The sequence below is a fragment of the Nostoc sp. FACHB-190 genome (assembly GCF_014696905.1).
GTDB lineage: Bacteria > Cyanobacteriota > Cyanobacteriia > Cyanobacteriales > Nostocaceae > Nostoc_B.
The window spans coordinates 34,647-59,772 of record NZ_JACJQW010000019.1 but is presented as its reverse complement, the minus strand read 5'-3'; the positions used below and the strand labels follow the sequence as shown (position 1 = coordinate 59,772).

24 protein-coding genes are annotated in these 25,126 nt (G+C 38.6%); 13 read left to right on the top strand and 11 right to left on the bottom strand.

Annotated elements, in window-relative coordinates:
* The first annotated feature begins 12 nt into the window (after positions 1-12).
* From H6G28_RS20165 to H6G28_RS20155, 3 genes are all read left to right on the top strand, one after another.
* Positions 13-1,290: a sensor histidine kinase gene (locus H6G28_RS20165; protein WP_190673520.1), complete on the top strand. Its 1,278-nt coding sequence runs from the start codon at positions 13-15 to the stop codon at positions 1,288-1,290.
* Positions 1,291-1,585: 295 nt separating this feature from the next.
* Entirely contained in the window at positions 1,586-2,944 is a 1,359-nt protein-coding gene (locus H6G28_RS20160) for an APC family permease (protein WP_190590626.1), read from the top strand.
* Between the two features lie 36 nt (positions 2,945-2,980).
* On the top strand, positions 2,981-3,622 hold the full coding sequence (locus H6G28_RS20155; protein WP_190673516.1) for an SAM-dependent methyltransferase: 642 nt from the start codon (positions 2,981-2,983) through the stop codon (positions 3,620-3,622).
* Between the two features lie 567 nt (positions 3,623-4,189).
* Here H6G28_RS20155 and H6G28_RS20150 read toward each other — a convergent pair.
* Positions 4,190-5,134, bottom strand: coding sequence for a hypothetical protein (locus H6G28_RS20150; RefSeq protein ID WP_242054624.1), 945 nt, complete (start codon positions 5,132-5,134; stop codon positions 4,190-4,192).
* Positions 5,135-5,505: 371 nt separating this feature from the next.
* Between H6G28_RS20150 and H6G28_RS20145 the strand changes: the two genes are divergently transcribed.
* Both H6G28_RS20145 and H6G28_RS20140 read left to right on the top strand, forming a co-directional pair.
* Entirely contained in the window at positions 5,506-6,375 is an 870-nt protein-coding gene (locus H6G28_RS20145) for a substrate-binding domain-containing protein (RefSeq protein WP_190673513.1), read from the top strand.
* 17 nt (positions 6,376-6,392) lie between these two features.
* On the top strand, positions 6,393-8,381 hold the full coding sequence (locus H6G28_RS20140; RefSeq protein ID WP_190673510.1) for a sensor histidine kinase: 1,989 nt from the start codon (positions 6,393-6,395) through the stop codon (positions 8,379-8,381).
* Positions 8,382-8,405: 24 nt separating this feature from the next.
* Here H6G28_RS20140 and H6G28_RS20135 read toward each other — a convergent pair whose 3' ends face one another.
* Both H6G28_RS20135 and holA read right to left on the bottom strand, forming a co-directional pair.
* Positions 8,406-8,870 (bottom strand): DUF4168 domain-containing protein, encoded by a 465-nt coding sequence (locus H6G28_RS20135; RefSeq protein ID WP_190590721.1) that lies wholly within the window; start codon positions 8,868-8,870, stop codon positions 8,406-8,408.
* 99 nt (positions 8,871-8,969) lie between these two features.
* A complete protein-coding gene (gene holA / locus H6G28_RS20130; RefSeq protein ID WP_190590621.1) occupies positions 8,970-9,971 on the bottom strand; it encodes a DNA polymerase III subunit delta in 1,002 nt (333 codons plus the stop codon).
* 215 nt (positions 9,972-10,186) lie between these two features.
* On the opposite strand from holA, the gene H6G28_RS20125 reads away from it, so the two are divergent.
* The gene (locus H6G28_RS20125) at positions 10,187-10,975 is read left to right on the top strand and encodes a DUF1868 domain-containing protein (RefSeq protein ID WP_190590620.1); all 789 of its coding nucleotides are present in this window, start codon (positions 10,187-10,189) and stop codon (positions 10,973-10,975) included.
* Positions 10,976-11,425: 450 nt separating this feature from the next.
* Here the strand turns inward: H6G28_RS20125 and H6G28_RS20120 are convergent, their stop codons facing one another.
* The 6 genes from H6G28_RS20120 to H6G28_RS20095 form a co-directional block, all read right to left on the bottom strand.
* A complete protein-coding gene (locus H6G28_RS20120) occupies positions 11,426-11,800 on the bottom strand; it encodes a hypothetical protein (protein WP_190590619.1) in 375 nt (124 codons plus the stop codon).
* A gap of 560 nt (positions 11,801-12,360) precedes the next feature.
* Positions 12,361-12,753: a GFA family protein gene (locus tag H6G28_RS20115; protein WP_190590618.1), complete on the bottom strand. Its 393-nt coding sequence runs from the start codon at positions 12,751-12,753 to the stop codon at positions 12,361-12,363.
* 5 nt (positions 12,754-12,758) lie between these two features.
* Positions 12,759-13,106 (bottom strand): hypothetical protein, encoded by a 348-nt coding sequence (locus H6G28_RS20110; RefSeq protein WP_190590617.1) that lies wholly within the window; start codon positions 13,104-13,106, stop codon positions 12,759-12,761.
* A 253-nt stretch (positions 13,107-13,359) separates the two neighbouring features.
* Positions 13,360-14,844, bottom strand: coding sequence for a CIA30 family protein (locus H6G28_RS20105; RefSeq protein ID WP_190590616.1), 1,485 nt, complete (start codon positions 14,842-14,844; stop codon positions 13,360-13,362).
* 104 nt (positions 14,845-14,948) lie between these two features.
* Positions 14,949-15,194 (bottom strand): type II toxin-antitoxin system RelB family anti-toxin transcriptional regulator, encoded by a 246-nt coding sequence (gene relB / locus H6G28_RS20100; RefSeq protein WP_242054623.1) that lies wholly within the window; start codon positions 15,192-15,194, stop codon positions 14,949-14,951.
* 31 nt (positions 15,195-15,225) lie between these two features.
* On the bottom strand, positions 15,226-15,633 hold the full coding sequence (locus H6G28_RS20095; RefSeq protein WP_190673506.1) for a type II toxin-antitoxin system RelE/ParE family toxin: 408 nt from the start codon (positions 15,631-15,633) through the stop codon (positions 15,226-15,228).
* A gap of 248 nt (positions 15,634-15,881) precedes the next feature.
* Between H6G28_RS20095 and H6G28_RS20090 the strand changes: the two genes are divergently transcribed.
* Both H6G28_RS20090 and H6G28_RS20085 read left to right on the top strand, forming a co-directional pair.
* Complete coding sequence (locus H6G28_RS20090; RefSeq protein WP_190590613.1) at positions 15,882-16,379, top strand: HugZ family pyridoxamine 5'-phosphate oxidase; 498 nt, start codon at positions 15,882-15,884, stop codon at positions 16,377-16,379.
* 273 nt (positions 16,380-16,652) lie between these two features.
* Positions 16,653-17,546: an alpha/beta fold hydrolase gene (locus H6G28_RS20085; RefSeq protein ID WP_190673504.1), complete on the top strand. Its 894-nt coding sequence runs from the start codon at positions 16,653-16,655 to the stop codon at positions 17,544-17,546.
* Here H6G28_RS20085 and H6G28_RS20080 read toward each other — a convergent pair.
* The gene (locus H6G28_RS20080) at positions 17,532-18,824 is read right to left on the bottom strand and encodes a hybrid sensor histidine kinase/response regulator (protein ID WP_190673501.1); all 1,293 of its coding nucleotides are present in this window, start codon (positions 18,822-18,824) and stop codon (positions 17,532-17,534) included. The two genes, H6G28_RS20085 and H6G28_RS20080, sit on opposite strands and share 15 nt — an antisense overlap.
* Positions 18,821-21,238, bottom strand: coding sequence for a hybrid sensor histidine kinase/response regulator (locus tag H6G28_RS20075; RefSeq protein WP_190673498.1), 2,418 nt, complete (start codon positions 21,236-21,238; stop codon positions 18,821-18,823). The genes H6G28_RS20080 and H6G28_RS20075 overlap by 4 nt, the downstream gene beginning before the upstream one ends.
* 701 nt (positions 21,239-21,939) lie before the next feature.
* Between H6G28_RS20075 and H6G28_RS20070 the strand changes: the two genes are divergently transcribed.
* From H6G28_RS20070 to H6G28_RS20055, 5 genes are all read left to right on the top strand, one after another.
* The gene (locus H6G28_RS20070) at positions 21,940-22,890 is read left to right on the top strand and encodes an AAA family ATPase (RefSeq protein ID WP_190673495.1); all 951 of its coding nucleotides are present in this window, start codon (positions 21,940-21,942) and stop codon (positions 22,888-22,890) included.
* Positions 22,891-22,956: 66 nt separating this feature from the next.
* On the top strand, positions 22,957-23,229 hold the full coding sequence (locus H6G28_RS20065; protein WP_190590610.1) for a DUF2281 domain-containing protein: 273 nt from the start codon (positions 22,957-22,959) through the stop codon (positions 23,227-23,229).
* A 2-nt stretch (positions 23,230-23,231) separates the two neighbouring features.
* Entirely contained in the window at positions 23,232-23,351 is a 120-nt protein-coding gene (locus H6G28_RS37835; RefSeq protein ID WP_397329878.1) for a type II toxin-antitoxin system VapC family toxin, read from the top strand.
* Between the two features lie 9 nt (positions 23,352-23,360).
* Complete coding sequence (locus tag H6G28_RS20060) at positions 23,361-23,675, top strand: type II toxin-antitoxin system VapC family toxin (protein ID WP_242054622.1); 315 nt, start codon at positions 23,361-23,363, stop codon at positions 23,673-23,675.
* A gap of 46 nt (positions 23,676-23,721) precedes the next feature.
* The gene (locus H6G28_RS20055) at positions 23,722-25,041 is read left to right on the top strand and encodes a DUF58 domain-containing protein (RefSeq protein WP_190673492.1); all 1,320 of its coding nucleotides are present in this window, start codon (positions 23,722-23,724) and stop codon (positions 25,039-25,041) included.
* Positions 25,042-25,126 lie beyond the last annotated feature (85 nt).

The window sequence follows — 25,126 nt, the reverse complement described above, 5'->3', positions numbered from 1 at the left end:
TTTTTCTGAGTTATGTTCAACCGTAGCCGCCGTAACTTGGCTAGTTGGTTTACTCTCTCAATGGGTAGTATTCTGGTAATTTTTGCTGGGATTCTTTATTATCAAGAATCAGTCCAGCAGCTAGAAGTTGTAGATTTGATTCTCTACAATAAATCTAAAGTAATTACATCTAGTATCAAGTACAAAGATTATCAAGGCGAAAAACAAGTATTTCTGAAAAATTTACCAGTTTTAGGAAATAACCCACCACCAGAAGATAGTGATATTATTTATGCTCGGTGGTATGACACTCAAGGTAATCTCAAGCGTTACTTTGGGCAAATTAACCAGAAAAAATTAACCCAAAGATATGCTTATCGTACATTAAAAATTACCCATAAATCTGATTTAACATCACCAGAAATTTGGGTAAGAGAAATTACTTTACCAGTAGAGTATCAAGATAAGTTAATTGGCTATTTGCAAATGGCAATACCAATGACTCGTGTCCAAGAATTACTTCATAGATTTTTAATTCTACTCATATCCACAGTATTCATTGCTTTAGCAATCACAGGTTTAACAGGATGGTTTCTTAGTGGTATAGCAATGCAACCTATCCAGCTAAGTTACAGACAACTCGAACGTTTTACTGCCCATGCTTCCCATGAATTACGTACTCCCTTAGCGGCAATTTTGAGTAATGCTCAAGTTGGTTTACTCGCGCCAATAGAAGATAGTAATAGTAAACATTTACGCCTAGAAAAAGTCGCGGAAGTTGCCAAATCAATGAATACATTGATTGGCAATTTACTATTTCTGGCACGCCGGACAGGGCGATTAACTCCAGAGTCTTTAAAAGAAGTTGACTTGAGAAACTTACTAGCGGAATTATTCAATTCTCCTTCTGTAAAGACTACCGCTAAAGATTTAAATCTCAAGAGTGATTTACCAAAATCGCCAATTATGGTAAAAGTAGATGCTGATTTAATATGTTTAGCTGTGATGAATTTGCTGGGTAATGCTTGTAAATATACTCCGGCTGGTGGGATGGTAGAGTTACGTTTATTTAGTAGATATAATCAGGCATTCATTGAAGTAGAAGATAATGGAATTGGAATTGCTGCCGCACATTTACCGCATATCTTTGAGCAATTTTATCGGGTAGAACAACATCAGACAAATTCGGCGAGTGGCTTTGGACTGGGATTAGCGATCGCACAACAAATCATTGAAGCACATGGCGGACATCTCAGTGTGAAAAGTGAACAAGGCAAAGGTTCAATCTTTCAAATTAAACTGCCACTTTAAAAGTAAATATAAATCGATAATTTTAGATCCCCGACTTCTTGAAGAAGTCGGGGATCTTTTCATTCACAAAAGATGAACAATGATGATGTTTGTCACTTTTATGTCACATTTATCCTGAATCATAAATAAGTAATTGGTAAGAATTCAGCACTCAGGAGTCAGAATTGAAAAGCAATCTAAAATAATTGAGGCTTCTATTTATCAATTTTTTCTGATTTATCTAGCATTCTGACTTCTGAATTCTTCTTCAATACCCAACATTGCTCATTACACTCAAGACTAAGCAGGAGTCGATGTGAGTAGACATGAAAAGTACAAGTTACTGGAAGGTTTAGCAACTACAGAAACCGCACCTAAGCAATCACTGACATTATCAGATGCTGTGGCGTTGATTGTCGGTATTGTAATTGGTGCAGGCATTTTTGAAACTCCCGCTTTAGTAGCAACCCAAGCAGGTAGTAGTCAAGCAGTATTGCTATTTTGGTTCATCGGTGGTGTGGTTTCTTTGGTGGGTGCATTGTGCTACGCCGAGTTAGCCACGACATATCCCGATGTAGGTGGAGTTTATTATTATCTTAAACGTGCCTTTGGGCGAGAAATTGCCTTTTTATTTGCTTGGGCGCGGATGAGTGTAATTCAAACAGGTTCTATTACCTTGTTGGCATTTGTATTTGGTGATTATGCTTCGCAGATTTGGCAGCTAGGCAACTTTTCACCTTCAATTTATGCCGCAATGGCGATCGCATTTTTAACAGCTTTAAATATTATTGGCTTGCAACAAGGTAAGTGGACACAAAACTTACTCACGGTGGCGAAAGTCCTGGGTTTGTTGCTAGTGGTGTTAATTGGCTTAACCACCACCGCTAATACTCCCACCCCTGTGGAATCTACTTCTACCGGAACTTGGGGACTCGCAATGGTGTTTGTTTTGTTGTCTTATGGCGGTTGGAATGAAGCCGCTTATATTTCCGCCGAAATCCAAAATCGTCAACGCAACATAGTGCGATCGCTTTTGTGGAGTATTGGCACAATTACGGTAATTTACTTACTGATCAATCTGGCTTATCTGCGGGGATTGGGGTTAACAAACATGGCTAATTCCCAAGCTGTCGCCGCCGATTTAATGCGGACATTTTGGGGCGAACCGGGCGCTTTATTCATCAGCTTGTTAATTGCGGTTTCGACTTTGGGCGCACTGAACGCCACTATTTTTACTGGGGCGCGGACGAATTACGCTTTAGGACAAGATTTTGCCATCTTTGGTTTTATGGGAAAGTGGCGGCAACGTCCCAGTACACCTAGCTATGCTTTAGTATTGCAAGCTGCGATCGCCTTAGCATTGGTTTTATTAGGTACGTTCACCCGCAAAGGCTTTGAAACAATGGTGGACTATACCGCCCCCATATTTTGGTTTTTCTTTTTACTTTCAGGCGCATCGCTACTAGTGCTACGTAATCGAGAACCACAAATTCCGCGACCATTCCGCGTGCCATTTTATCCCTTGATACCATTGCTGTTTTGTTCAGTTTGCGGTTATTTGCTTTATTCCAGCTTGGTATATACCGGCGTGGGCGCGGTTGTTGGCGTTGTAGTTGTCGCCGCAGGTATTCCGCTACTGCTGTGGAATCGTTACCGCCAAGTTCCCAGAGGTTAGGGATTTTTTCACCATCTTTGCTTTAGGAGTAGATTCATGTTTCAAAAAATGTTGCTTTTATTAATTACAGGCGTTAGTGTCACCACTTTAGGAATTGCTGGATGCACCGCCCAACAACAAGACTCAGCCGCAGAAGTAAAACCACCTGTTTTAACTGCTCAAACTGAAACACCAACTACCACGACAACTCAACCGCAAGAACGCCCTGGTGATGTTCCTTATGTACCCACACCACAGCCTGTAGTTGATGCAATGTTGCAAGTAGCCAAGGTAGGTAAAAATGATGTACTTTATGACCTTGGTAGTGGTGATGGACGAATCGTAGTCACAGCCGCCCAAAAATATGGTACACGCGGCGTAGGTATAGATATTAGCCCTGAACGTATTCAAGAAGCGAACGCCAACGCCCAAACAGCCGGAGTTACAGACCGTGTAGAATTTCGTCAGCAAGACTTATTCAAAACGGATTTAAGTCAAGCTACTGTAATTACACTTTACCTATTGCCGGAAGTCAACCTCAGACTCCGCCCCGAATTATTAAAACTCAAACCCGGTACAAGAATTGTTTCCCACGCTTTTGATATGGGCGACTGGAAACCACAACAAACACTGCAAGTAGATGGAAAAACTATTTACTATTGGGTAGTTCCACAAGAAATACCAGCAAATTTGCGATAGTATTTAGCACTTAAATAATCAAGGGGTTTTGGGTATGAGAGTGTAAGCATGAAAAACCTTACACCCTCATACCCTTTCATATACCAAGCATGTTGCTTTGGAAACCGAAACTATAGCGACTAACTTAGAAAACCCGCTATTTCAAACAATACCTTTGCCAATTTACAACGCTCAGTCCTGAGTGCTGAGTGCTGAGTGCTGAGTAAGAAGAAAGAGGAAGGAAGTACTTCTGCACTATGGTAAAAGCCCCGCCCGATGTTAAGCGGAATCCTATTACCGAGAGAAGGTTGATACCCCACCCCTTGCGATGCCCTGAGCTTGTCGTTCGCGTAGCGTCTCCGGTAGGAGAAGGGTCGAAGTGTGGGTGGTCTTTTTAACTCAGCACTCAGCACTTTTAACTCAGCACTTTTTATGAAGGTGAGTTTATCTATAAACTCCCATTTCTCCAAGGCTGGGCAAAAACAATAAGTCCTAAAAATTCTTTCAAGGTTTCCCGTAAGCATTTTTTCATATATTGCACGCAGTCTCAAGGGTTTGAGCTTCCTAGCTACTTTGTAAGCTAAACGCTTATGTATGAGTCATTTTGCCGTTTTTGCCAAAATTTTTGTAGGCTCTTATTTTGACAAAGGTATTGTTCAAATACTGGTTATTACAATATTCCAGAGTTTCTTTAACAGCCACAACTTCTACTGTAACTGGTTTGTTGTTAGTACCGTTGATGAGAAATTCACTAGCACCAACATGAGGCTTTTTTGGATTTCCCCAATCGTATGTATAACCTAAACCAGTCCAAGGATAGTATTCTTGTTTGTCATTCTCAAAAGAGTTTTTATAGATGTCGTGCAGCAGAGAATTACTTTTAGGTACAGGAACAGGTAAAACATTACAAGTCGAATCGTTGATTTCTGGGTCAATACATGGTCTACTTAAGTCCTCTGCTTTGACCCACATTTCTACAAAGTGAGTTTTATTAGCACTTTTATTTAAAATTAAACCTAAATACTGCTGTAATCTTAGAGCTAACATTACATTCCCAGGCAAATTAATGCCTGTTCCTTTGCAGTTTTGGCAAAATTCTTGGACTTGGGGAAATGCGGTTAACCAAGTTTGGCGGCTGATTTGTTTTGTACCTACAGGCCAGTCTGTATTGGGATTTGATGAATATAGCCAACTCACCATCAAAAATTCTGTTTTACCGTCCCGTTCTCGTGTTTTAATTTTGGGGTTAGTGACGGATAATGCCCAAAGGTTATTAATAACTTTATCTTGACTTGGCTTTTTGGCATCTTGAATAGATGCGTTTAGTTGCTTTTTCAAAAATTCGTAACTTTCACGTTTATTTTCATCTAAATATTTATATACATAAGGAATAGTTTGGGACTGTGCCAATAATTGCTTTGGTGAATTAGTCGCTTGCTGAAGATTATTTTCAGTGGCGAATAAGCTCGAATAACTGACAGATAAACCAACGGTAGTCAAAGTTAACAATATAGATTTATTAATTTTTCTCATAGCAAATTTCCTGCTATTAAATAGCAATATTGGCATCCACATAAAGATTGAGTCTGATTTTATAGTGGGTTTGGAGAATGCGCCACTAAATTCAAACTTTGTAATTTTATTTACTGGTATAAAAATTTTGCAGTTTGCGGGTAGTGTTCCTGAGAGTTGGGTGAACTACGAAATAGCGATCGCCTGCAAAAATAGATTAGCAAAATCTGAGTATTGAGGATGATACAAAACTTATCAATATTTACAAGTGCTGCTGTTGCAATCACGAATTGTTTACACCGTAATTTCACGATTATTGACTGTTACTTGGCTTAAGTATTTGGGTAATCTAAAATGACAATTATTCTGAACAAAGCATTGGCTGACTCACCATGAAAATTATTACTACTCGAATTCTCTTAGGACTAGTCGTGTTAGGACTTTGTAGTTGTAATTCCGTCAAATCACCTAGTACGACAAATAACAGTCAAATTACTAGTCAAAATAATCCCCAAACCCAGCCACCAATCAAACTAGCTCCTTCTAGTTCATCTGTCACCCTTTTAAAAGTACTCACAGAAGCGTATCAAGCCAATAACAAAACGGACACATTTGAGTTTGTTTCCCAAAGTCAATCAGAAGGAGTGATCGCCGCCCTGAAAAATGGTATTGTCGATATTGCTGGTAGTAGCCACAAACTCAAGCCAGAAGAAGACGACGGTAAAATTCAATATCGAGAAATTGCACAAGATTTGCTTGTCGTTGCTACCCACAACAGCGTTAAAGGTGTAACAAATTTAACAACTGATCAGTTAAAGTCCATTTACGCTGGCAAAATTACTAATTGGAAAGAATTAGGCGGGCCAAATGCTAAAATTGTGGTCTTGGATAGACCAGAAGATGAATCTGCGAAAAAACTACTCAGAAAATACTATCTAGGTCAAGATAAAACTACAACTCAAGCTGTGATTCTCAATAAAGAAGGAGAGTTAATTGATACTATCCAAAGTACTCCTTATTCCATTGGTGCTTTTTCTCTAGCTTATTCCTTAATTAATCAATTACCAGTCAATCACCTCAAGCTGAATGGTAATGCACCAAATAAAGAAAATTTCAATAGTGGTAAATACCAAATGGTACGTCATCTCGGACTAATTTGGCAGAAAACACCTACATCTAATACCCAAAGATTTATCGATTTTGTCTTTAGTTCAGAGGGTACTAAACTACTGCAAGATAAAGGCTTTATTACCAAGAATTAAATAGATTTATAACTGTCATGCGAAGAAATTTTCGCTTTCGTCTTAATCTCAGCCAGAAAATAGTTTTCTCATTTCTGGCTGTATTTTTGAGCATATTTATATTTTGTTTGTTGATTATTGGACATTGGTTTACTAATAGTCTGGAACAGAATCTTCGCCAAGAAGTTGCAATTTTTGCAGCCAGAGTCCATACAGATTTTCTGCATGAACAGGAAGATTTAGAAACTCAAGTGAATTTAATAGCCGGACGTGAAACAATTCACTTAGCTATTGAACAAAAAGATACAGCAAAGCTACTACAAGATTTACTACCAATCAGGACTGCCTTAGAAATTGATTGGATCAAAGTAGTTGATCCTAATAGTGATACCTTAGTTGAAATCAAACATGCAAGTTTGAATAATTCTAAGTTATTGGATAAAGCTATTACTAATCTTGCCAGTAGTGGCTCTATTTTAAATGATTTTGTTGATGTAGAAGGTAGTTCACAAGTATTACAAGTAACCATTTTGCCAATTAAATCTGCTAAAAAAATTATTGGCGGAATTATTATTGGTAATTTAGTAGATGAGTCATTGTTAGAACAAATTGCTATTGGTTCTACTAAACAAATAGTCAGCACAAAAAATGACATAATTATTGCATCAACTATACCCGAAATTAAGCTGGTAACATGGCAACCGCCTTCTCCTGACTCATCCACCAGCAAAGTAGTTATTAATCAACAAGAATATTTCGCTAAAAGTATCTTATTCAAAGGAGGTAGTCAGTCTTTAACTACCACTGTACTTTATCCAATCTTGAAATTAGAAACAACCCAAGATGCGCTGTGGATACGCTTAGAAATTTTGTTTTTCTTAGGAGGAACACTTGTTACATTGATAGGCTATTTCATTAGCCAAAAAATCACTCGTCCTTTGCAGGCTGTGACCAAAATTGCCAAAAAAGTCACAGAAGATGCAGATTTTGACTTACAAGCACCAGTCACTACTCAAGATGAAGTAGGTGTTCTAGCGATTTCTTTAAATCAGCTAATTCAACAAGTCAAGCAGCTTTTAACAGAACAGTATGCCGCTAAGGATAAATTAGAAGCATATAGCCAAAATTTAGAAGAGAAAATCAAAGAACGGACACAAGAAGTTGAACGCAAAAATCGTGATTTAAAAAATACTTTAAATGCGTTAAAGCAAACTCAGGCTCAACTCATTCAAACTGAGAAAATGTCATCTTTAGGACAATTGGTTGCTGGTGTTGCCCATGAAATTAATAATCCCGTGACTTTTATTTATGGTAATGTGGGACACGCGGAAAATTATGTTAACGATATCTTGAACTTAATTCAACTTTATCAGCAATCCTATCCCTACCCAGAGGCTCATATTCAAGATGTCATGGAAGAGGTTGATATTGAATATATCCTCCAAGATTTACCCAAAATCCTAACTTCCATGAAAGTAGGCGCAGAACGTATTCATCAAATCGTTCTTTCTTTGCGAATTTTTTCACGTTTAGATGAAGCTGAATTTAAAAGTGCAAATGTGCATGATGGTATAGATAGCACTTTGTTAATTTTACGCCATCGCCTGAAAGCCCAATCTCATCGTCCCGAAATTCAAGTCATTAAAGATTATTGTGAAATGCCTGAGATTAAATGTTTTGCTGGGCAATTAAATCAGGTATTTATGAATATCTTAGCCAATGCCATTGATGCTGTAGAAGAAGCTTGGGAAAAAAGTCTCTGTTCACAGCCAATAATTCGCATTTCTTCTGAATGTGATCAGGAAAATATTAGGATTCATATTGCTGATAATGGGACAGGAATTCCCCAGGAAATACAAAGACGTTTATTTGATCCCTTTTTTACTACTAAGCCAATTGGCAAGGGAACTGGTTTAGGCTTATCGATTAGTTACCAGATAGTGAATGAAAAGCATCGTGGGTCATTACAATGTATTTCATTACCAGGCACAGGTACAGAATTTGTGATTACAATTCCCATCCGCTAAATTTTGATTTTGCAATTATCAAAATTATTTTTTTTGCAGACGAATCAAGGTGTTGTAAATTTGCCTTTTTAAGTTATCGTCGTTTTGAATTTCTATAGTAATCTTATTAAACTGCTCAATGGTTAAACCATTTTCTTCCACGATTTTTTGGGAGCGATTACAGTAGTTGATGGCAATATTTCTGGCTTTGCGTGGTAGATTGTTAATGCTTTTAGGGTCGTTACAAACAATCTGGGGAATTTCCCCGCCACCGATTAATTTTTTGATTTCGCTAAAGGCTTGTTGACGCGATGGTTCCATTGCTAAGACAGCTTGGGCGTAGCTGACAATTTCATTATTATTGACGGTGGGAGTTTGAGCGTCGGCTTTGGCTGTAAATGTTAATGTGCTGGCTAACAAACTTGCACTAGCCATAACTGTGAAACAAAAGTTTTTAGGTAATAAATTTGCCAGTGTATCTCGGAAAAACAAGTTAGTGATGTTGTTCATCATGTCTGTGACACAGGACTCAATCGTAGGGGTGCTTTATTGATTGTGAATTATTTTGGGAGTGAGAAGTTCCAATCAAGATTTCAGTGTACCGAAATTTTATATGTATTTTCCGTTGCCTTTACATATTTGACAAAGTTCAATTACTTTAGTTTGGAGTGTGGATATTTCTCCAGATCCTTGCTTAAGGCTGACTTCTAACTCCAAGAGTAACGGTAAACACGAAATTAGTTGCTGCACAGACAGAAATTTGACTTCTTGTTGTAAAAAGTAGATACGTTTAGGGTTGTTGACATCAGCAGCTTGAGCGATCGCCTGCGGGTTACGCTCACCGCTATCTGTGACAATTTTGACCCATAACCAAGTGCGAAATTGACCAATTAATGTTGCCACTATCCGCAATCCTGGTTCTGCCGCATTCAGCAAGTCAGTCAACACAGTTAAAGCTTTGCCTGTATCGCCTGTTCTAATTGCTGCTGCTAATTGTAAACTATTTTGCGTAGTATTTCTGACTAATTTACTAACAGTCTCGACATCTAAAGGCTTTTTGTTATCAAGATGATACAGCCGCAATTTTTCTAACTCGTTGTAAAGCAGCCTTGTATCATTACCCACAGCTTCGGCTAACAGTTCGGCAGTTTTCGGCGCGAGTTGCACTCCTACTGTTTGCGCTGCTTGCTGTACAGCTTGCACAATTAATTCGGTTTTCCACGGGGGAATCAGCGAAAATTCCCGAAACTCTGTGGCGGATTGTTTCAGCAATTTGGTAGATTTCAGCCGTTCATCTGGTTTATTGCGACTGGTAAGCAGTAAATAGGAATTTTCGGGAATGACTGGTAAGGTGCGCGTTAACTCCGCCAATACATTTTCAGGACATTGTTGACAAAGGTTAGTATTCATCAGCCAAACCAAACGTCCACCAGCGCCAAAAGCCGGAGTCATGGCTTGATTTAAAGCCGAAATCGCCGCATCAGATTGATCAGGCGCAAAATAAGAATAGTTAAAATCTGTCCACAGGGGATCTAAAATGCGATCGCGCAACGAATTAACCGCTTTTTCCATAACAAAGTCATCTTCACCCCAGTAAACCAAAACCGGCATATATTAACCTCGTATCTGTGAAGGGAATGGGGAGTAGGCAAAAATGAAGAACAGAGCCAAAAATTAGTCCCACTTTCACCCTACACCCTCACACCCATCTCAATATTTTCTCCCCACTCCCTTTCCCAAATCCTCAATACTTTTTAAGTCAACTTAGTCACAACTGGATAATTTTCCCTAAAATCTATCAAGTAAGAACGTGAGGCTATTGAAGATTGGACGACAACTACCAAACTTACCTGAACCGGGTAGCAAGAATGATGCTACCAGAATCATATAAAACCCAAGTTCAGCATATCCAGGAGTCTTCTAAATTCCTACCTGCTTCTGGAACAAGACAAGCAGCGCCTTTTCCTGGTTATACATTAATTACCCCAACCGCAGAGGAAGCGGCGGAAAACGCTGCTTTCTATGCAACCTTAACAACTTACCAACAGCAACTTTTACAGTTACCTGTCAACCAGGATTTGATTGTTCCTGTACCACCTGCCAGCTTTCATTTAACTTTGGCAGATTTAATTTGGGATCATGCTTATCTTGATGCTTGTGAGAAAAATCCCAAGTTTGAGGAAGAATTACACCGTTACATCGGGGAAACATTTCAACAATATCAACAAACCATAACATCAGGAACTAACCCAATTTCCTGGCAAATGTTGGGATTAGTTCTCATGCCAAGAGCTTTGGCGGTTTGTTTAGTCCCCAAAGATGAAAGTTCTTATGAACAGATAATTCAATTCCGCCGCACAATTTATCAAAATCCCCAATTGATTGCATTGGGAATTGAACAACATTATCACCTCACAGCCCATATTACATTGAGCTATTTTGGTGATATAGCGCCAGATTTAGACCGCAATAAATTCAGTGATTTACTTGCGGAGTTAAATCAACAGTGGCTAGGAAATTCGCCAGAGTTTCTGGTTAACCGAGTTGAATTGCGGAAGTTTGATGATATGACACGTTATTATCGTGAACCAGACTGGCCGAGTTTAAATTTTTAAATCAGTTATCAGTTTTTTATGAAGAAGAATTCAGAAATCAGGAGTCAGAATCCAGTATGAATTCTGTATGAAACTTCTCCTGCCGGAGATGCTACGTGAACGGCAAGCTCAGTGCATCGCTGGGTGATGAATATGGGTGGAAAACCTCGTTCCTCGTGGGCGAAATCAAAATAAAACTTTCTTCTTGATTTCAAATCTATTCCTTTATGGTTGGAGTATTCACTAATTCTGAATTCTGAATTCTGTCTTCTGACTCCTTTTTATTGATGACTGTTCACTGTTAAATTTGTATTTCTTAGACTGGAGTTTAAGGCTACACAAACAGCGACTTACTAGCGTCTTAGTGGGTTTTGCCTGTGTAGCCAAGCCAGTATTTTTTTAGTAACTGGCCTGTGACTTCAGTCTTTTAATGGAAGATTTGAGTTTATACACTCCTTGATTGATTAGGAGTCAACGCTCAGATGATTCTTCTCCGAAAAAGATATCATTGACACTGATTACCCAAGGAACGCCTTGGTTAACTGGAGAACTAATACTGATTTTGGCTTGGTTAGCAAATTGCTTTAACTTTTCGGCTAAATGCGGCACAGTCATCATAATGTTCTGATAACTTTCGATATCATGGCAAACCATAATTAATATGAGAATACCGCTATTGATTTTGAAATACCAATGACAACTAGATAATAAAAGACGGACGGTGCGATCGCAAACTGCAAAAAACCTTTGTTTGATTGTCTCTTCTAACTGACTAAGTAATACTTCACTAATTAGTGTTGTTTTATGAGAAGGTAAATCATCGGGAGAAAGATATGGTTGATTCATAGAAATTTTCCCTAATTCTAAAGGGTTAATAACTGATACAAACTGAATAATTTTCCTATACTTGCTTGATGAGATTCCCTTTATTCAGATATATCAGCTTGTAAAACAGGCTAATCAGATATCCATTCACTCCTCGTACAACTTTTATATAATCTCATTTGCCTGTGGTTGGAGTTTCATCATCTTTCTTTAGCAATTGCTCTACAAAAATATATATTTTGTGTTTTTTCTTCAAACAACAATAAATCGCAGATAACTTCTCTGCTCTACTCTAGAGCATACATTAATACTATAGCAGTTATAAATAATTTGTGAAAAATTAGCTCCCCACTTTTTGAATAAATTAGGAATTTAAGCTGATTATTATTTACGTTTCGCAACAATTCAGTAGATATTTATTTCCTATTCCATCTGTTATATTTCTCCGAAATATTCAGGAAGCTGATTTAAATTACAAACACCCATGTAATTACTTACAGCGTTTTTCGGTTGAGTGCAGTACGAAAATTTATTTTCGCGTTCATTTAGTAACAAGTAATAAGTAAATACTCATATTAATGTTAATTAATCAACTTATGAATATTTTCTTCCCAATTCATCCCATCAAAAGGCACAATTTCAAAATTGGAGATAACATCGCCATCTAAGCATCGGACATTAACATCTATGCAATCAGGATGGCTGCGGGGAATATAAAAAGAATGTATTCCGCAAGTCTTACAGAATTTATGTTGAGCAACGCCTGTATTAAACTTGTAAGTTGTTAACTCGGTTTCACCTTGTAATAAAGTAAATTGTTCTCGTGGGACTATTAAATGTAAAAAACCCTTCTTTCGGCAAATCGAACAGTTACAATCATCAACTTTGTGGTTGTTAACAACAACTCGAAAACGTACCGCGCCACAATGACAACCACCCTCGTATGTCATTGCATCTGAAATATTTGCTGTCATATTAATTAACGGGATTCTAACTTAGTAATACGTTGTTCTAGAGTATTTACTTGTTGTTTTAATTCAACCACTAAAGTCGCTAAACGGTCAAACATTTTATCCCGTTCTGCTTGTGATAAATTCCGTCGAGTTGACTGTGGGACGGTAATCGTTGTACGCGAGTTAGGAGACTGGCGAGTGTTTCCGAGTTGAGATTCTATTTGGTTTAACCGCGACTCTATGCGATTAAAATCGGCTTGTAAGTTATTCAGACGAGATTCGACTTGCTGTGATGATGCAGTGTTAGAGAATAAACTAGCCCAGAGGATAATGGCTAAAACCACCGCAATTCCTAATGTTTGAGTGCTTTTCATTGTAAGTTGTTTCACGCTCAGTAACCGGATACTTCGACTACGCTCAGTAACCGGATACTTCGACTACGCTCAGTAACCGGAGGCGTAGAGAGTAAAAAAGGTTGGTTAGGTGGTGCGATCGCACCACCTAACAAAGTATGCTGATATATTGATCAATCTATATAGCAGCCCTAAATGAATTACAAACAAATCTACTCCCTACTCCCAGCTTCAACCAATAATTTAAAAATCAAATAGGATTGCTACAGTTGATTTATTTATCAGGTTGTAAACCAGAAAATAGCGTCTCCCAATTACGAGAGTTAACTTTATTTTCTGTTGCTTTGATTTCAAAAGTGACATTATGCACTTGACTTTGTTCTAACGCTTGTACGCAAAGTTCTGCCACATCCTCACGGCTGATTTTGCCCCGAATGTTATCACCTTGTTCTAAAATTAACTCCTGTCCACCACTTTCTTCAGTTAAGGCACAAGGTCTAATAATTGTGTAAGGAATACCACTAGCTCTTAAACTATCCTCGCCTTTTAATTTCCAGGTTAAAATACCACCTAACTGGTCATTTAATCTGACTGCGGGAGGTTCTTCATCTAAATTAATTCCTGGTCTTCCGGGACGGGTGACACCTGCGGAACTAACCAGCACAAATTTTGGTAAAGTCTTCTCTCCATAAGCTTTAATAGATTCCACCTGCAAACAAAAACCACCAGGGCTAAATTTGGGATTTAACGCCCCATCATATTCAAATTTGCTCAACATCAGTTGAAATGAGCTAATTTTACTATTATTTAATGGTGGAGCATCTTTAACAGTTTTGGCGCGAAATACAGGTGTTAATTCTGTAAAAGGAATGCGAATATTTATCCAAGTATTAGCTACCGTATCAAAAGAATAGCTGTAACCTAAACCATCCCAAGTTGCATCAGGGCGGAGAAAGAGTTTATAACGTTGTCCATCACCTTTAACTCGTAGTTCTACACCTGTGTAACCAGATAAATTAAACGGTGGGTCAAAGTTTTTAGTTCTCACAGATGCAAAACCGCCGGAGTTGGCTGTAGAAACATTACCAGCAAACAAAGCAGCATTGTCTATGAGTTGAATATTACTAGAACTCACTCCACCCATCACCACATCATCTAACGCACCCCAAATATTTTTTAATTCAGCAGAGGGATGAGTAAAATCAAAAATTAGTTTTTCATTTGCGGCGGGGAGATATGTGGCGGCTGCGGCGACTAAGTTTTTCACACCTTGATATTCGACATTTTCGGGAGTGTCGCCAACAATTTCCGGCTGGTAAAATTTCACACCTTGATAATATTTGTCTCTATTGGCGGTGTCGCCTTCCACGGGTTGGACACGCACTGCTGTACAACAAATCACGGCTTGAATATTCGCCATGACTAATGCGGTTAAAGTTTCAGGTTTGGTGATGTCTGCAACTACTAAGTCAACATCATTACCCAAAATTGACCGTGCTTGATCAATATCACGTACTAAACCGCGCACTTGATAACCTCGTTCTCTCAGTCGCCTGACGACTCGCTTACCAAGTCCACCCGTTGCACCTGCTACTAGTATTACACCCACGCTTTTTTCTCCATTAGGTCTATGTTGTGTTTCTTGGGAACGACCTTGGATAAGTTTTTTGATGCAGTTGAGAAAAGGAATAACCTCGAAGTAAGACAGGGTATTGATAAACCTGCCTAAGTCCCATTGATAACGATTTTTGTCATTCACAATTACGTCCTCATTAAAATTTTTTTGAGTGACTAGAGGTGAATAATAGTTTACAAGTTAAATTATAGAAATAACCCGTAAGGAAGTTTTACGAGCCAAAAATTTTAATACAAAACACTGTTTAATCCACGGTTTTTTACTAAGTGCAGTAGCTTAAGAGATGCTCCACTAGGCTTTTTTTGTCCTATTTCCCATTTTTGAACTGTTGAAGGACTTATATTCAAAATACGTGCAAAAACAGCTTGGCTGACTTGAGATGATTCCCGTATTTCTTTAATTTGATTAGGTTCTAGTGGCTCAATAGGAGGTATACATAAGTGTTCAAAGTCGCGCAATGTAGTTTGATTCATTAGTCCAGCTTTGTGTAGGTCTTTTGCTGTCTCATGAACTGCTTCCAGAATTGCTGATTTTTTCTTCCGCATTACAAATCACCTCTATTAACGCATTACTATTTTTTGCCTGTTCAAGCTCTTCTAGTGTATAAGCAAGTAATTGCTTAGATAACATTTTCAGAGCTTCTTCTTCATCTTTGTCAATGTTACTGCGTTCGTTTTTTGAAAAGCCAAAAATAAAAAACCAACGATCTTCATTATTAGTAGCTACTAGTGTCCGAAATCCACCACGTTTACCTTTCCCTGGTTTTGCTATGCGTTTTTTAAACAACCCACCTCCTAAATCAGCATCATAAAGCCCTGCGGCCATTTCGTTTGCAGCGTTACAGAGACTAAGGTTGTTTAACTCTTCCTTCCGCGCCCAACGGTCAAAAGTACGGTTTTTGTAAATTTTCATTTGATAGTCTCTTTGGTTAAAGTATAGCACTAGGTACTATATTTTAGGATGGATATCGTGTAGGCACATCTATGGAATAATGGTTTTTTCAATCTTGCTAATCACTGATAGGATTTTGGCGATGTCTGTAGCTAATTCCGATTTGGTCTTCAAGATGAGGAAGTAGGTACAATAAATTGGTATTTTTGCGATCGCTCAAAACGCTAAAATACTTACCTAAATGTTGTTAATCATACAAAAACTTACTTATGAGCCAACTAGAAAACGCTCAAGCTGAATACGCAAATTTTCTGCAAGAGTTTCAAAGTGTCATTATTAGTACTGTTAATCCAGAGGGTATACCTAATAGTAGTTATGCACCTTTCGTCAGTGATGCAGCCAAAAATATTTATATTTATATCAGTGACTTGGCAGCCCACACCCAAAATATTTATGCTAATCCCCGTGTGAGTATTTTATTTATTGAAGATGAAACAAAAAGTAATAACATTTTTGCTCGTCGTCGTTTAACTTTTGATTGTACTGCGACTTTAATAGAACGAGATACAGAGACTTGGAATAAAATTGTTGACCAACTGCAAGAACGCTTTGGTGAAATGATTGAAGTCTTAAAAAGCTTAGGGGACTTTCGCATTTTTCAACTTATTCCCAGTTCCGGCCGTTTTGTCCTTGGTTTTGGCAATGCTTATAAAATTAGCGGCGACAATTTAAATGAATTAACTCATATTACGAGGGATAATCGTTAGGTTTTTGATCATTTTGTTGGAAGATGAGGATGACAAGGGGGACAAGGGGGACGCGGGGGACAAGGGGGACAAGGGAGACAAGGGGGACAAGGGAGAGAGATGTTTGTAAATTATTTAGGACTATAGGAATCATATTTGATTTTTGAAAAAAATCAGTACACCCATATCAGGCTTCTTTCCTACTCCCCATTCCCTATTCCCTATTCCCTATTCCCTATTCCCTACCTACACCAATAAATTCAGAAATCAAACCGGATTCTTATACTTCATATTATGCTTCAATTTCAACCTCCTGGCTTTGGGCAGAAAGTGATTCATACTTCCTTGGGAGCGATGGTGTATTATACTCAGACATCTGCACCTTGGTTGAATGCTGACAGTGAAGATTTACCGCCACTATTATTTCTGCATAATTTTGGGGGTGGGGCTTCGGCTTATGAATGGTCGAAGGTGTACCCAGCATTCGCGGATAAATATCGCATTTTAGCGCCTGATTTAATTGGTTGGGGTGATTCTGCACACCCGGTACGCGATTATCAAATTAAAGATTATTTGACGACGCTGGCTGAATTTATTACTCAAACTTGTCGCCAACCTGTACAAGTTATTGCATCATCACTGACGGCTGCTTTAACTATTCGTTTGGCTATTACTCAGCCGCAATTATTCCAATCATTATATTTAGTTTGTCCTTCGGGGTTTGATGATTTTGGGCAAGGTGCTGGACGCAGGCTACCACTTTCTGTGATCAATACACCCCTAGTAGATAGTTTAATTTATGGGTTGGGTGCAGAAAATGAATTGGCAGTGCGGAATTTTTTACAAAGTTTTTTGTTTGCTAAACCCGGACGTGTTTCGCCAGAAATGGTCGCTGCTTATTTAACTTCAGCACAACAACCTAATGCGAGGTTTGCCGCCTTGGCATTTTTGCGGGGTGATTTATATTTTGATTTGAGTTTGTATCTGCAACAGTTAACTATCCCAACTGTATTTTTTTGGGGTGAGGAAGCACAATTTACGAGTATTAAATTAGGGCGGAGGTTAGCAAATTTAAATTTAAATGCTGTATCTCAATTTTATGCGATCGCTGATGCTGGAGTCCTCCCTCATTTAGAATTACCCGAAGTCATCATTGGTTTATTACAGCAGCATTTATCTAATAGGTAGCTCAATGACAAACTCTAAACCTTCGCCTAGCTTGGAATTATAATATAATTTGCCATGATGATTGTTAACTACGATTTGGTAAGAAATTGATAGACCCAAACCTGTGCCTTTACCTATGGGTTTTGTGGTGTAGAAAGCATCAAAAATTTTATTTTGTTCAGCTTCACTAATACCTGAGCCATTATCGGCAACTTTGAGAAAAACTTTATCATCAATTGCATCTGTTGTAATATGAATCACACCAGGGTTTTGGGCAATTTCTGGAAAGGTTTTATTTTTTTGATTTTCCTCAATCGCATCGATAGCGTTACAAATCAAATTCATAAAAACCTGATTGATTTCACCAGGGTAGCAATCAACTAATGGTAAATCTCCGTAATCTTTGATTAATTGAATTGCGGGACGATGATTATTTGCTTTCAGTCGATGACCAAGAATTAAGAGTGTACTTTCTAAACCTTCATGGAGATTTGCTGGTTTTTTTCCTGCTTCTCGGTGGCGGGAAAACTTATTTAAGGATGATACAATTTCTGTCACGCGCTCTGTACCAACCTGCATAGATTGGAGAATTTTCGATAAATCATTTAGTAAATAGCTCAGATTAGTTGATTTAATTGCACATTGAATTTCATTGGGCGGTTCAGGCAGATACTTTTGATAAAGTTGGAGTAAAGTAACTATCTCTTGAATATACTGTTCGACAAAACTTAAGTTACCAGCAATAAAATTAATCGGATTATTCACTTCATGGGCAATTCCGGCTGCTAATTGACCTAAAGTTGCTACCTTTTCGGCTTGAATAAGTTGTGTTTGAGTTTTTTGCAGTTCGGCATTTTTGGTCATCAAAGTTTTGGTCAAATTGCGTAATTTTAAATGATGTTCAATCCGCACTAATACTTCTTCATGTTGAAAAGGTTTGGTAATGTAGTCTACAGCGCCTAATCGCAATCCTTTGACTTTATCGGCAGTTTCAGAAAGGGCCGTCATAAAAATTACAGGAATATCCTCGGAACGAGGATCATTTTTCAGATGTTGACAGGTTTCAAAGCCGTCCATACCTGGCATCATCACATCTAGTAAAATTAAATCGGGTAAATTATTATTACTTAATTTTTTTAGGGCTTTCTCGCCACTACGAACTGCCCAAACTTCAAAGCTAGATTCATCCAAAAAGCTAGATAAAACTTGTAAGTTGTTAGGATTATCATCAACAACTAATACAATTCCGCGTGGATGGCGATCGCAAACATATTTCTGTTCTGATATTGTGACTGTCATTTTGACTCTACCTCATATTGATGCAAAAAACTCATCAGGATATCTTCATCAAATTGCCTTGCTAGTTGTCGCAGTTGATTAGCAAAGTTAGCAAACTTTTTATCAGAAGTCTCTAGCTGATCAGCCAACTTGAGAATTCCATTAAAATTGCCTTTATTTGCCAATATGATCAGTTCTTGCAACACTTCCGCAGAGGGAGGAATTAAGACATCGGTTTGATGATTGGCTGTAGCTAAGTTATTAGTTATTGCTGCTTGTGTCTGAGGCAGTTGGTAAATCCATGTCAAACTTAAAAGATGTTCTAATTGATTGAGTAATTCATCTACTTGTACAGGTTTACTGAGAAAATCGTTACCACCAGCTTCGAGGCTGCGATGTTGGTCAGTTTCAAAGACACTGGCAGAAGAAACAATAATTTTGACATCTTGAATCTCTGGGGTTTGGCGCAGGTGTTGAATCAATTCAAACCCGTCCATTTCTGGCATCAGTAAATCTGTAATTACTAAATCTGGTTTTAGTGCAATGGCTTTTGCTAAACCTTCTTTGCCATTAGTGGCTTCGACTACATTAAAACCCAGTGGTTGCAGCAAGTTGGTAATGACTGTGCGGTTTTCCCAGCGATCGTCTACCATCAAAATTGTGCGCGGACTGTTTTCAAAACCAATGATTTGTCCGGCTGATGCAGTTGTCGCTGATTGTACCCATTCATCGGCTTCGGGGATTTCCAACTCAAACCAGAAGGTGCTACCTTCTCCAAGCTGACTTTTAACCTGGATATCCCCACCCATCATCTGTACTAACTGACGAGTAATGGCTAAACCCAGTCCTGTGCCTTCAGTTTGACGCTTTTTCTCGCCTACTTGCTCAAACGGCAGGAAAATTTTGTTAAGTTCGGCTGGTGCTATGCCAATTCCTGTATCTTGAATCCAAAAGCGAACGCAGTAGTTTTTTGTTTGTTGATGATGAGCGATCGCTTCTACTTTAAAACTAACTTGACCTGCATCGGTAAATTTGAGGGCGTTTCCCACCAAATTCAACAATACCTGACGCAACCTTTTAACATCGATATGCACCCCTGTAGGTAAATTAATCGCAGGTTCATAAACAAACAAAATATTTTTTTGTTCGGCTCGAATCTGGCAAATTTCGGCAATTCCTTGAAGAAAAGAAGGAAAATAAACATCATCAGGATGTAGTTCTAGTTTTCTCGCTTCAATTTTTGACAAGTCTAAAATGTCATTAATTAAGGTCAACAAATGGGAACCACATTGTTCAATAATGTTGACGTGATGTTGCTCTTTTTCTGGTAAACCTTTGGAACGTAACAAAATTTGAGCGCAACCTAAAATTCCATTTAAAGGTGTCCGCAGTTCATGACTCATGTTGGCTAAAAATTCGCTTTTAGCCAGGTTTGCTGTCTCCGCCGCCGCTTGAGATTTTTTCAGTTGTGCTTGTTCAAAGGCTTGCACCCGCCACAAAACAGTAATCATCGTGATAGTTAATCCCGCCACAATCAAAGCAATTACATCTAAAAGACGTAAGCGAGATTCAATATTTTCGCGGGGAATCACCAAAGCCAAAGACCAATTAGCTTCATGTAAGGGAAGATATGCAACATATTTTTGAGTACCATCAATTTCTAATAACTCAATTCCCTGTTGTTTGTTAACCATCTGCTTGGCGATCGCACTTAAATTAGGATTTTGCAGCAGACTGGGAGCGGGTTTTTCGACTGTTGACATTAACGCCGCATCAGGATGCACAATTGCTTGTCCTTGGGAATTGATGGCGAAAGCATAGCTATTCTGTCCATAGCGCAGCGAGTTGACAATATTATTAATGCGATCAACTTTGACATTGCCATGAAACACCCCAATTGGTGAATGATTAGCCTGAAAACTGGTATAGATGGGAGTGGCGATCGCAATTAAAGGAATCCCTGTGGAACGGCTAATAAAGGGATCGGAAATATTAGTTTGCCCTGCTATTGCTTTTTGAAAGAAATCTCTATCCTTAATATTCTTGGTTGAGCGACCAACTTTTGTATTAGCAAAAGAACCATCGGGACTAACTATTTGAAAGAAAAAAAATTCATGAATTCGCTGCACTTCTGCTTGTAAATACGGTTCTGCCACAGACCAATCTAGGGAGCGAACCGTTGAAGTATTAGCGATTGTTTGGACTTCGACTTTGCGGACGTGTAACCACTCTTCAATTTCATCAACGCCTCTTTGGACTGTTTGGAAAGCACTTTGTTTTAAATCTGTTAATGCGATATTGCGAGCCGCTATATAGGTGTAATAAGCGCAAATGCTGACCAAAATGGTAGTACTGCCGAGAATAAAGCGGATTATTAAATTGCTGTTAACCGCATATTTCAATGGAATTGAGTCAAACCTTCTCCAACGTTGCATACTTCCAGTAAATATTAGAAAGTTATTTTTAGATTGCCCAATTCATCATTGAGAATCACAGGTATTTTTAACTTAAAAATAAAAAGTCAGTAGAGGGGAGAATATCAAGAAATATTGAGAGAGTTTTGTAAAGTATTCATAATATTTCGGCTGTGTAATTGCTGAAATCATAAACTTGATAACGATTACTTCACAATTAACTTCGCCAGAAGACAAATTGTTAATTTGTAATAATTGACTACACCTCAAATATCCCCTTCTCTTTGTATTCCCACATTGATAGGTAGTTTCGCTACGCAACATCACTTATTTTTTTGGCTAGTTTACGGTTCTTTACCATCCCTTTGATATTTAGACCCTTGTCCGATATTCTTTGGTTCTCAGAGGTTGTTTAAAAAGTACTATTGTTCACATCAAAATCTTAAAAACCTAACCCCCTAGCCCTCTTTACCTACGCTATCCATGAAGCCAAGCATTTCATCAACCTACTGAGAAGCCAATTGTGAAGAAAGATGTTTATAATAGTTAGTTTAAAAAGGGGGCTCATTTTCAGGTTATGCAACTAAAATTTGACGAATTAAAATACTCATCATTTCCCCAGAGTTGACTATAGGTAATACTAGACTCTAGTCACTAACACTTGCATAACCTTGTTATGCTAAATTTTGACTGATAAATTCTGATTTCTATTCATAAAAATTATGAGCCAAAACCATTCTGTCTTAATTACCCTGGAACAAAAACTCAATCAAATTGTAGTGGGACAATCTAGCCTCATCCAGCAGTTGCTAATAGCCTTGTTAGGAGGTGGACACGTAATTTTAGAAGGTGTACCCGGAACAGGTAAAACACTTCTAGTCAAAGTTTTAGCCCAGTTAATTCAAGGTGATTTTCGCCGCATTCAACTTACACCAGATGTTTTACCCTCAGATATTACCGGAACAAATATTTTTGACTTAAATAGTCGCAGTTTTACCCTCAAAAAAGGGCCAGTCTTTACCGAAGTGTTACTAGCAGATGAAATTAACCGCACTCCTCCTAAAACTCAAGCGGCACTGTTAGAAGCAATGGAAGAAATGCAAGTTACTTTAGATGGTGAAAGTTTACCTTTGCCGGATTTATTTTGGGTAATTGCAACACAAAACCCTTTGGAATTTGAAGGGACTTATCCTTTACCAGAAGCGCAGTTAGATAGGTTCTTATTCAAATTATTAGTAGATTATCCTGACCAAGCCGCAGAAAAACAAATGTTACTCAATCGTCAAGCCGGATTTGCCGCGCGACGGATAGATATTTTTAGTTTACAACCAGTAGCAACAGTCGCAGAAATTTTACAAGCACGCCAAGAAGTGAAACAAGTGCAAATATCTGAAAAAATTATCGATTATCTTTTAGCTTTAGTGAGAGCATCACGCCAATTTCCTGATTTAGCTTTGGGTGCGTCACCCCGTGCGGCTGGTGCTTGGTTGCAAACATCTCAAGCCGCCGCATGGTTAGCCGGACGCGATTTTGTCACACCAGATGATGTGAAAGCTGTAGCTTCACCTTTGTTACGTCATCGTTTGCTACTTAAACCAGAAGCTATGTTAGATGGTTTACAAATTGATGCAATTATTGGGTCGGTAATTAATCAAGTTAAAGTCCCCCGATGAAATGTCAATGATAAAAATTGATAAGCTAATCAATATCTTACAATTGGATAAATGATTGAGGTAAAAATGAAAATCAAAGAACAGATTAACCAAGAACTAGAGAAATTGCCTGAACCTTTATTACAGGAAATTTTAGATTTTATTCAGTTTTTGCAAGCCAAACACCAGCTAGAAAATATATCAGTAAATAACCAAGTTTCTCAACCACTCAAAGCAGAACATAATGTTACTAATTCTACTGCCGAAGATTTATTAGAATTTGTCGGGAGTTGGGAAGGTTCAGATATCAGAGAATGTCTGCAATTAGTTCATGAAAATCGAATACAACTTGAATTTTAATCATGTATCTTCTTGATACCAATCATTGTTCCTTCTTGATGGAGGGTGTACCTGGTGTTGCCAATCACCTGCGATCGCTTGGTCAAATACAACTGTCTACTAGTGTTATTGTTGCAGGATAATTACGCTTTATGGCGCAAAATTCCCAACAGAAAGCTGCTAACTTAATCAAAGTTAATGCGGTATTGCAGCGAATTAACTTATATGGAATCGATAAAGAAACTACAGAAATTTACGGTGACTTTAAATCTGAATTAATCAAGCATTTTGGCCCCAAAGAAAAAACTAAACGTAGCACAACTCAATTAAATACTATCGGGATTAGTGAAAATGACCTCTGGATAGCTGCGACAGCCTTACGCCATTCATTGATTATCGTTTCATGCGATAGTGATTTTGAGCGAATGCAGCAAGTAAGAGAAATTGCTTGGGAAAGTTGGGTTTAGATTTCTAAAAAATACTTACAAAAATTAGCAAAAAACTAAATAAAACATGGTTGCTTCTCAAAGAGTTTATTTTTTATTAGGATTAGGAATTGCGATCGCTCCCATCCTATCCTTATTCTTATCCATTCCCGTTAGCATCGCCATCACCTTATTATTTGATGCAGCTGTTCTGGTATTAATGATTGTGGATGGTTTGCGAGTCCGTCCTTTGCGGGTGCGAGTTAAGCGCGAATTACCGCAACGCTTATCGATTGGACGAGATAATCCCGTGATGCTGGCGGTGACAGCAGCCAAGACGGACGCAATTATTCAACTTCGTGATTACTATCCCGCCGAATTTGGCGTATCTACCCCGACACTCACCGCCACTATTCCCGCTAACACTACCCAAGAATTAACCTACACCGCCAACCCCACACAACGAGGGGAATTTCCTTGGGGAAATATTCAAGTGCGACAGTTGGGAACTTGGGGGTTAGCTTGGCATAATTGGCAAATACCGCAAAATGTTGCAGTCAAAGTTTATCCTGATTTAATTGGGTTGCGATCGCTCTCGATTCGCCTCACCTTACAATCATCAGGTTCCATCCGCCAATCTCGCCGCATGGGTATCGGTACAGAGTTTGCAGAACTGCGGAACTATCACACTGGTGATGATTTACGTTTTATTGATTGGAAAGCCACCGCCAGGAGAACTACTGGGAATACTCCACCTTTGGTCAGGGTGTTAGAACCAGAACAAGAACAAACCTTGATTATTTTATTAGACCGTGGTCGGCTAATGACAGCACAAGTCAAAGGCTTACAGCGATTTGATTGGGGTTTAAATGCGACTTTATCATTAGCGTTAGCCGGATTACATCGGGGCGATCGCGTCGGGGTGGGTGTATTCGACCGCCAAATGCACACATGGGTTTCCCCAGAACGCGGACAATCTCATCTGGGTAAATTAATTGATTATCTCACTCCCATTCAGCCAGTTTTACTCGAATCTGATTATTTAGGGGCTGTGACCAATGTAGTACAACGGCAAACTCGCCGCGCCTTAGTAGTTGTCATCACCGATTTAGTTGATGTCACTGCTTCTACTGAATTATTAGCCGCACTTTCCCGGTTAGCGCCCCGTTATTTACCCTTCTGCGTCACTTTGCGAGATCCGCAAGTTGATCATCTAGCGCACACATTTACTCAAGAAGTTACAGCAGCTTACAGTCGTGCTGTGGCTTTAGATTTATTAGCACAACGTCAAGTAGCCTTTGCTCAATTAAAGCAAAAAGGAGTCTTGGTACTCGATGCACCAGCAAATCAAATTACTGACCAGTTGCTTGAAAGATATCTACAACTTAAAGCCAGAAATCAGTTATGAATGGTCATTTGTTATTTGTCATTTGTCATTTGTTGGCGTTTTTCACAACTCAGATAGGATTGCTATATATCGTTTCTTACTCTAG

Bases quoted from the DNA above. Each gene is read 5' to 3' on its own strand.
- H6G28_RS20165 (WP_190673520.1), top strand. From the start codon at position 13: ATGTTCAACCGTAGCCGCCGTAACTTGGCTAGTTGGTTTACTCTCTCA.
- H6G28_RS20155 (WP_190673516.1), top strand. From the start codon at position 2,981: ATGTTTCAAAAAATGTTGCTTTTATTAATTACAGGCGTTAGTGTCACC.
- H6G28_RS20150 (WP_242054624.1), bottom strand. From the start codon at position 5,134: ATGAGAAAAATTAATAAATCTATATTGTTAACTTTGACTACCGTTGGT.
- H6G28_RS20145 (WP_190673513.1), top strand. From the start codon at position 5,506: ATGAAAATTATTACTACTCGAATTCTCTTAGGACTAGTCGTGTTAGGA.
- H6G28_RS20140 (WP_190673510.1), top strand. From the start codon at position 6,393: ATGCGAAGAAATTTTCGCTTTCGTCTTAATCTCAGCCAGAAAATAGTT.
- H6G28_RS20135 (WP_190590721.1), bottom strand. From the start codon at position 8,870: ATGAACAACATCACTAACTTGTTTTTCCGAGATACACTGGCAAATTTA.
- holA (WP_190590621.1), bottom strand. From the start codon at position 9,971: ATGCCGGTTTTGGTTTACTGGGGTGAAGATGACTTTGTTATGGAAAAA.
- H6G28_RS20120 (WP_190590619.1), bottom strand. From the start codon at position 11,800: ATGAATCAACCATATCTTTCTCCCGATGATTTACCTTCTCATAAAACA.
- H6G28_RS20115 (WP_190590618.1), bottom strand. From the start codon at position 12,753: ATGACAGCAAATATTTCAGATGCAATGACATACGAGGGTGGTTGTCAT.
- H6G28_RS20110 (WP_190590617.1), bottom strand. From the start codon at position 13,106: ATGAAAAGCACTCAAACATTAGGAATTGCGGTGGTTTTAGCCATTATC.
- relB (WP_242054623.1), bottom strand. From the start codon at position 15,194: ATGAATCAAACTACATTGCGCGACTTTGAACACTTATGTATACCTCCT.
- H6G28_RS20095 (WP_190673506.1), bottom strand. From the start codon at position 15,633: ATGAAAATTTACAAAAACCGTACTTTTGACCGTTGGGCGCGGAAGGAA.
- H6G28_RS20090 (WP_190590613.1), top strand. From the start codon at position 15,882: ATGAGCCAACTAGAAAACGCTCAAGCTGAATACGCAAATTTTCTGCAA.
- H6G28_RS20085 (WP_190673504.1), top strand. From the start codon at position 16,653: ATGCTTCAATTTCAACCTCCTGGCTTTGGGCAGAAAGTGATTCATACT.
- H6G28_RS20080 (WP_190673501.1), bottom strand. From the start codon at position 18,824: ATGACAGTCACAATATCAGAACAGAAATATGTTTGCGATCGCCATCCA.
- H6G28_RS20075 (WP_190673498.1), bottom strand. From the start codon at position 21,238: ATGCAACGTTGGAGAAGGTTTGACTCAATTCCATTGAAATATGCGGTT.
- H6G28_RS20070 (WP_190673495.1), top strand. From the start codon at position 21,940: ATGAGCCAAAACCATTCTGTCTTAATTACCCTGGAACAAAAACTCAAT.
- H6G28_RS20065 (WP_190590610.1), top strand. From the start codon at position 22,957: ATGAAAATCAAAGAACAGATTAACCAAGAACTAGAGAAATTGCCTGAA.
- H6G28_RS37835 (WP_397329878.1), top strand. From the start codon at position 23,232: ATGTATCTTCTTGATACCAATCATTGTTCCTTCTTGATGGAGGGTGTA.
- H6G28_RS20060 (WP_242054622.1), top strand. From the start codon at position 23,361: ATGGCGCAAAATTCCCAACAGAAAGCTGCTAACTTAATCAAAGTTAAT.
- H6G28_RS20055 (WP_190673492.1), top strand. From the start codon at position 23,722: ATGGTTGCTTCTCAAAGAGTTTATTTTTTATTAGGATTAGGAATTGCG.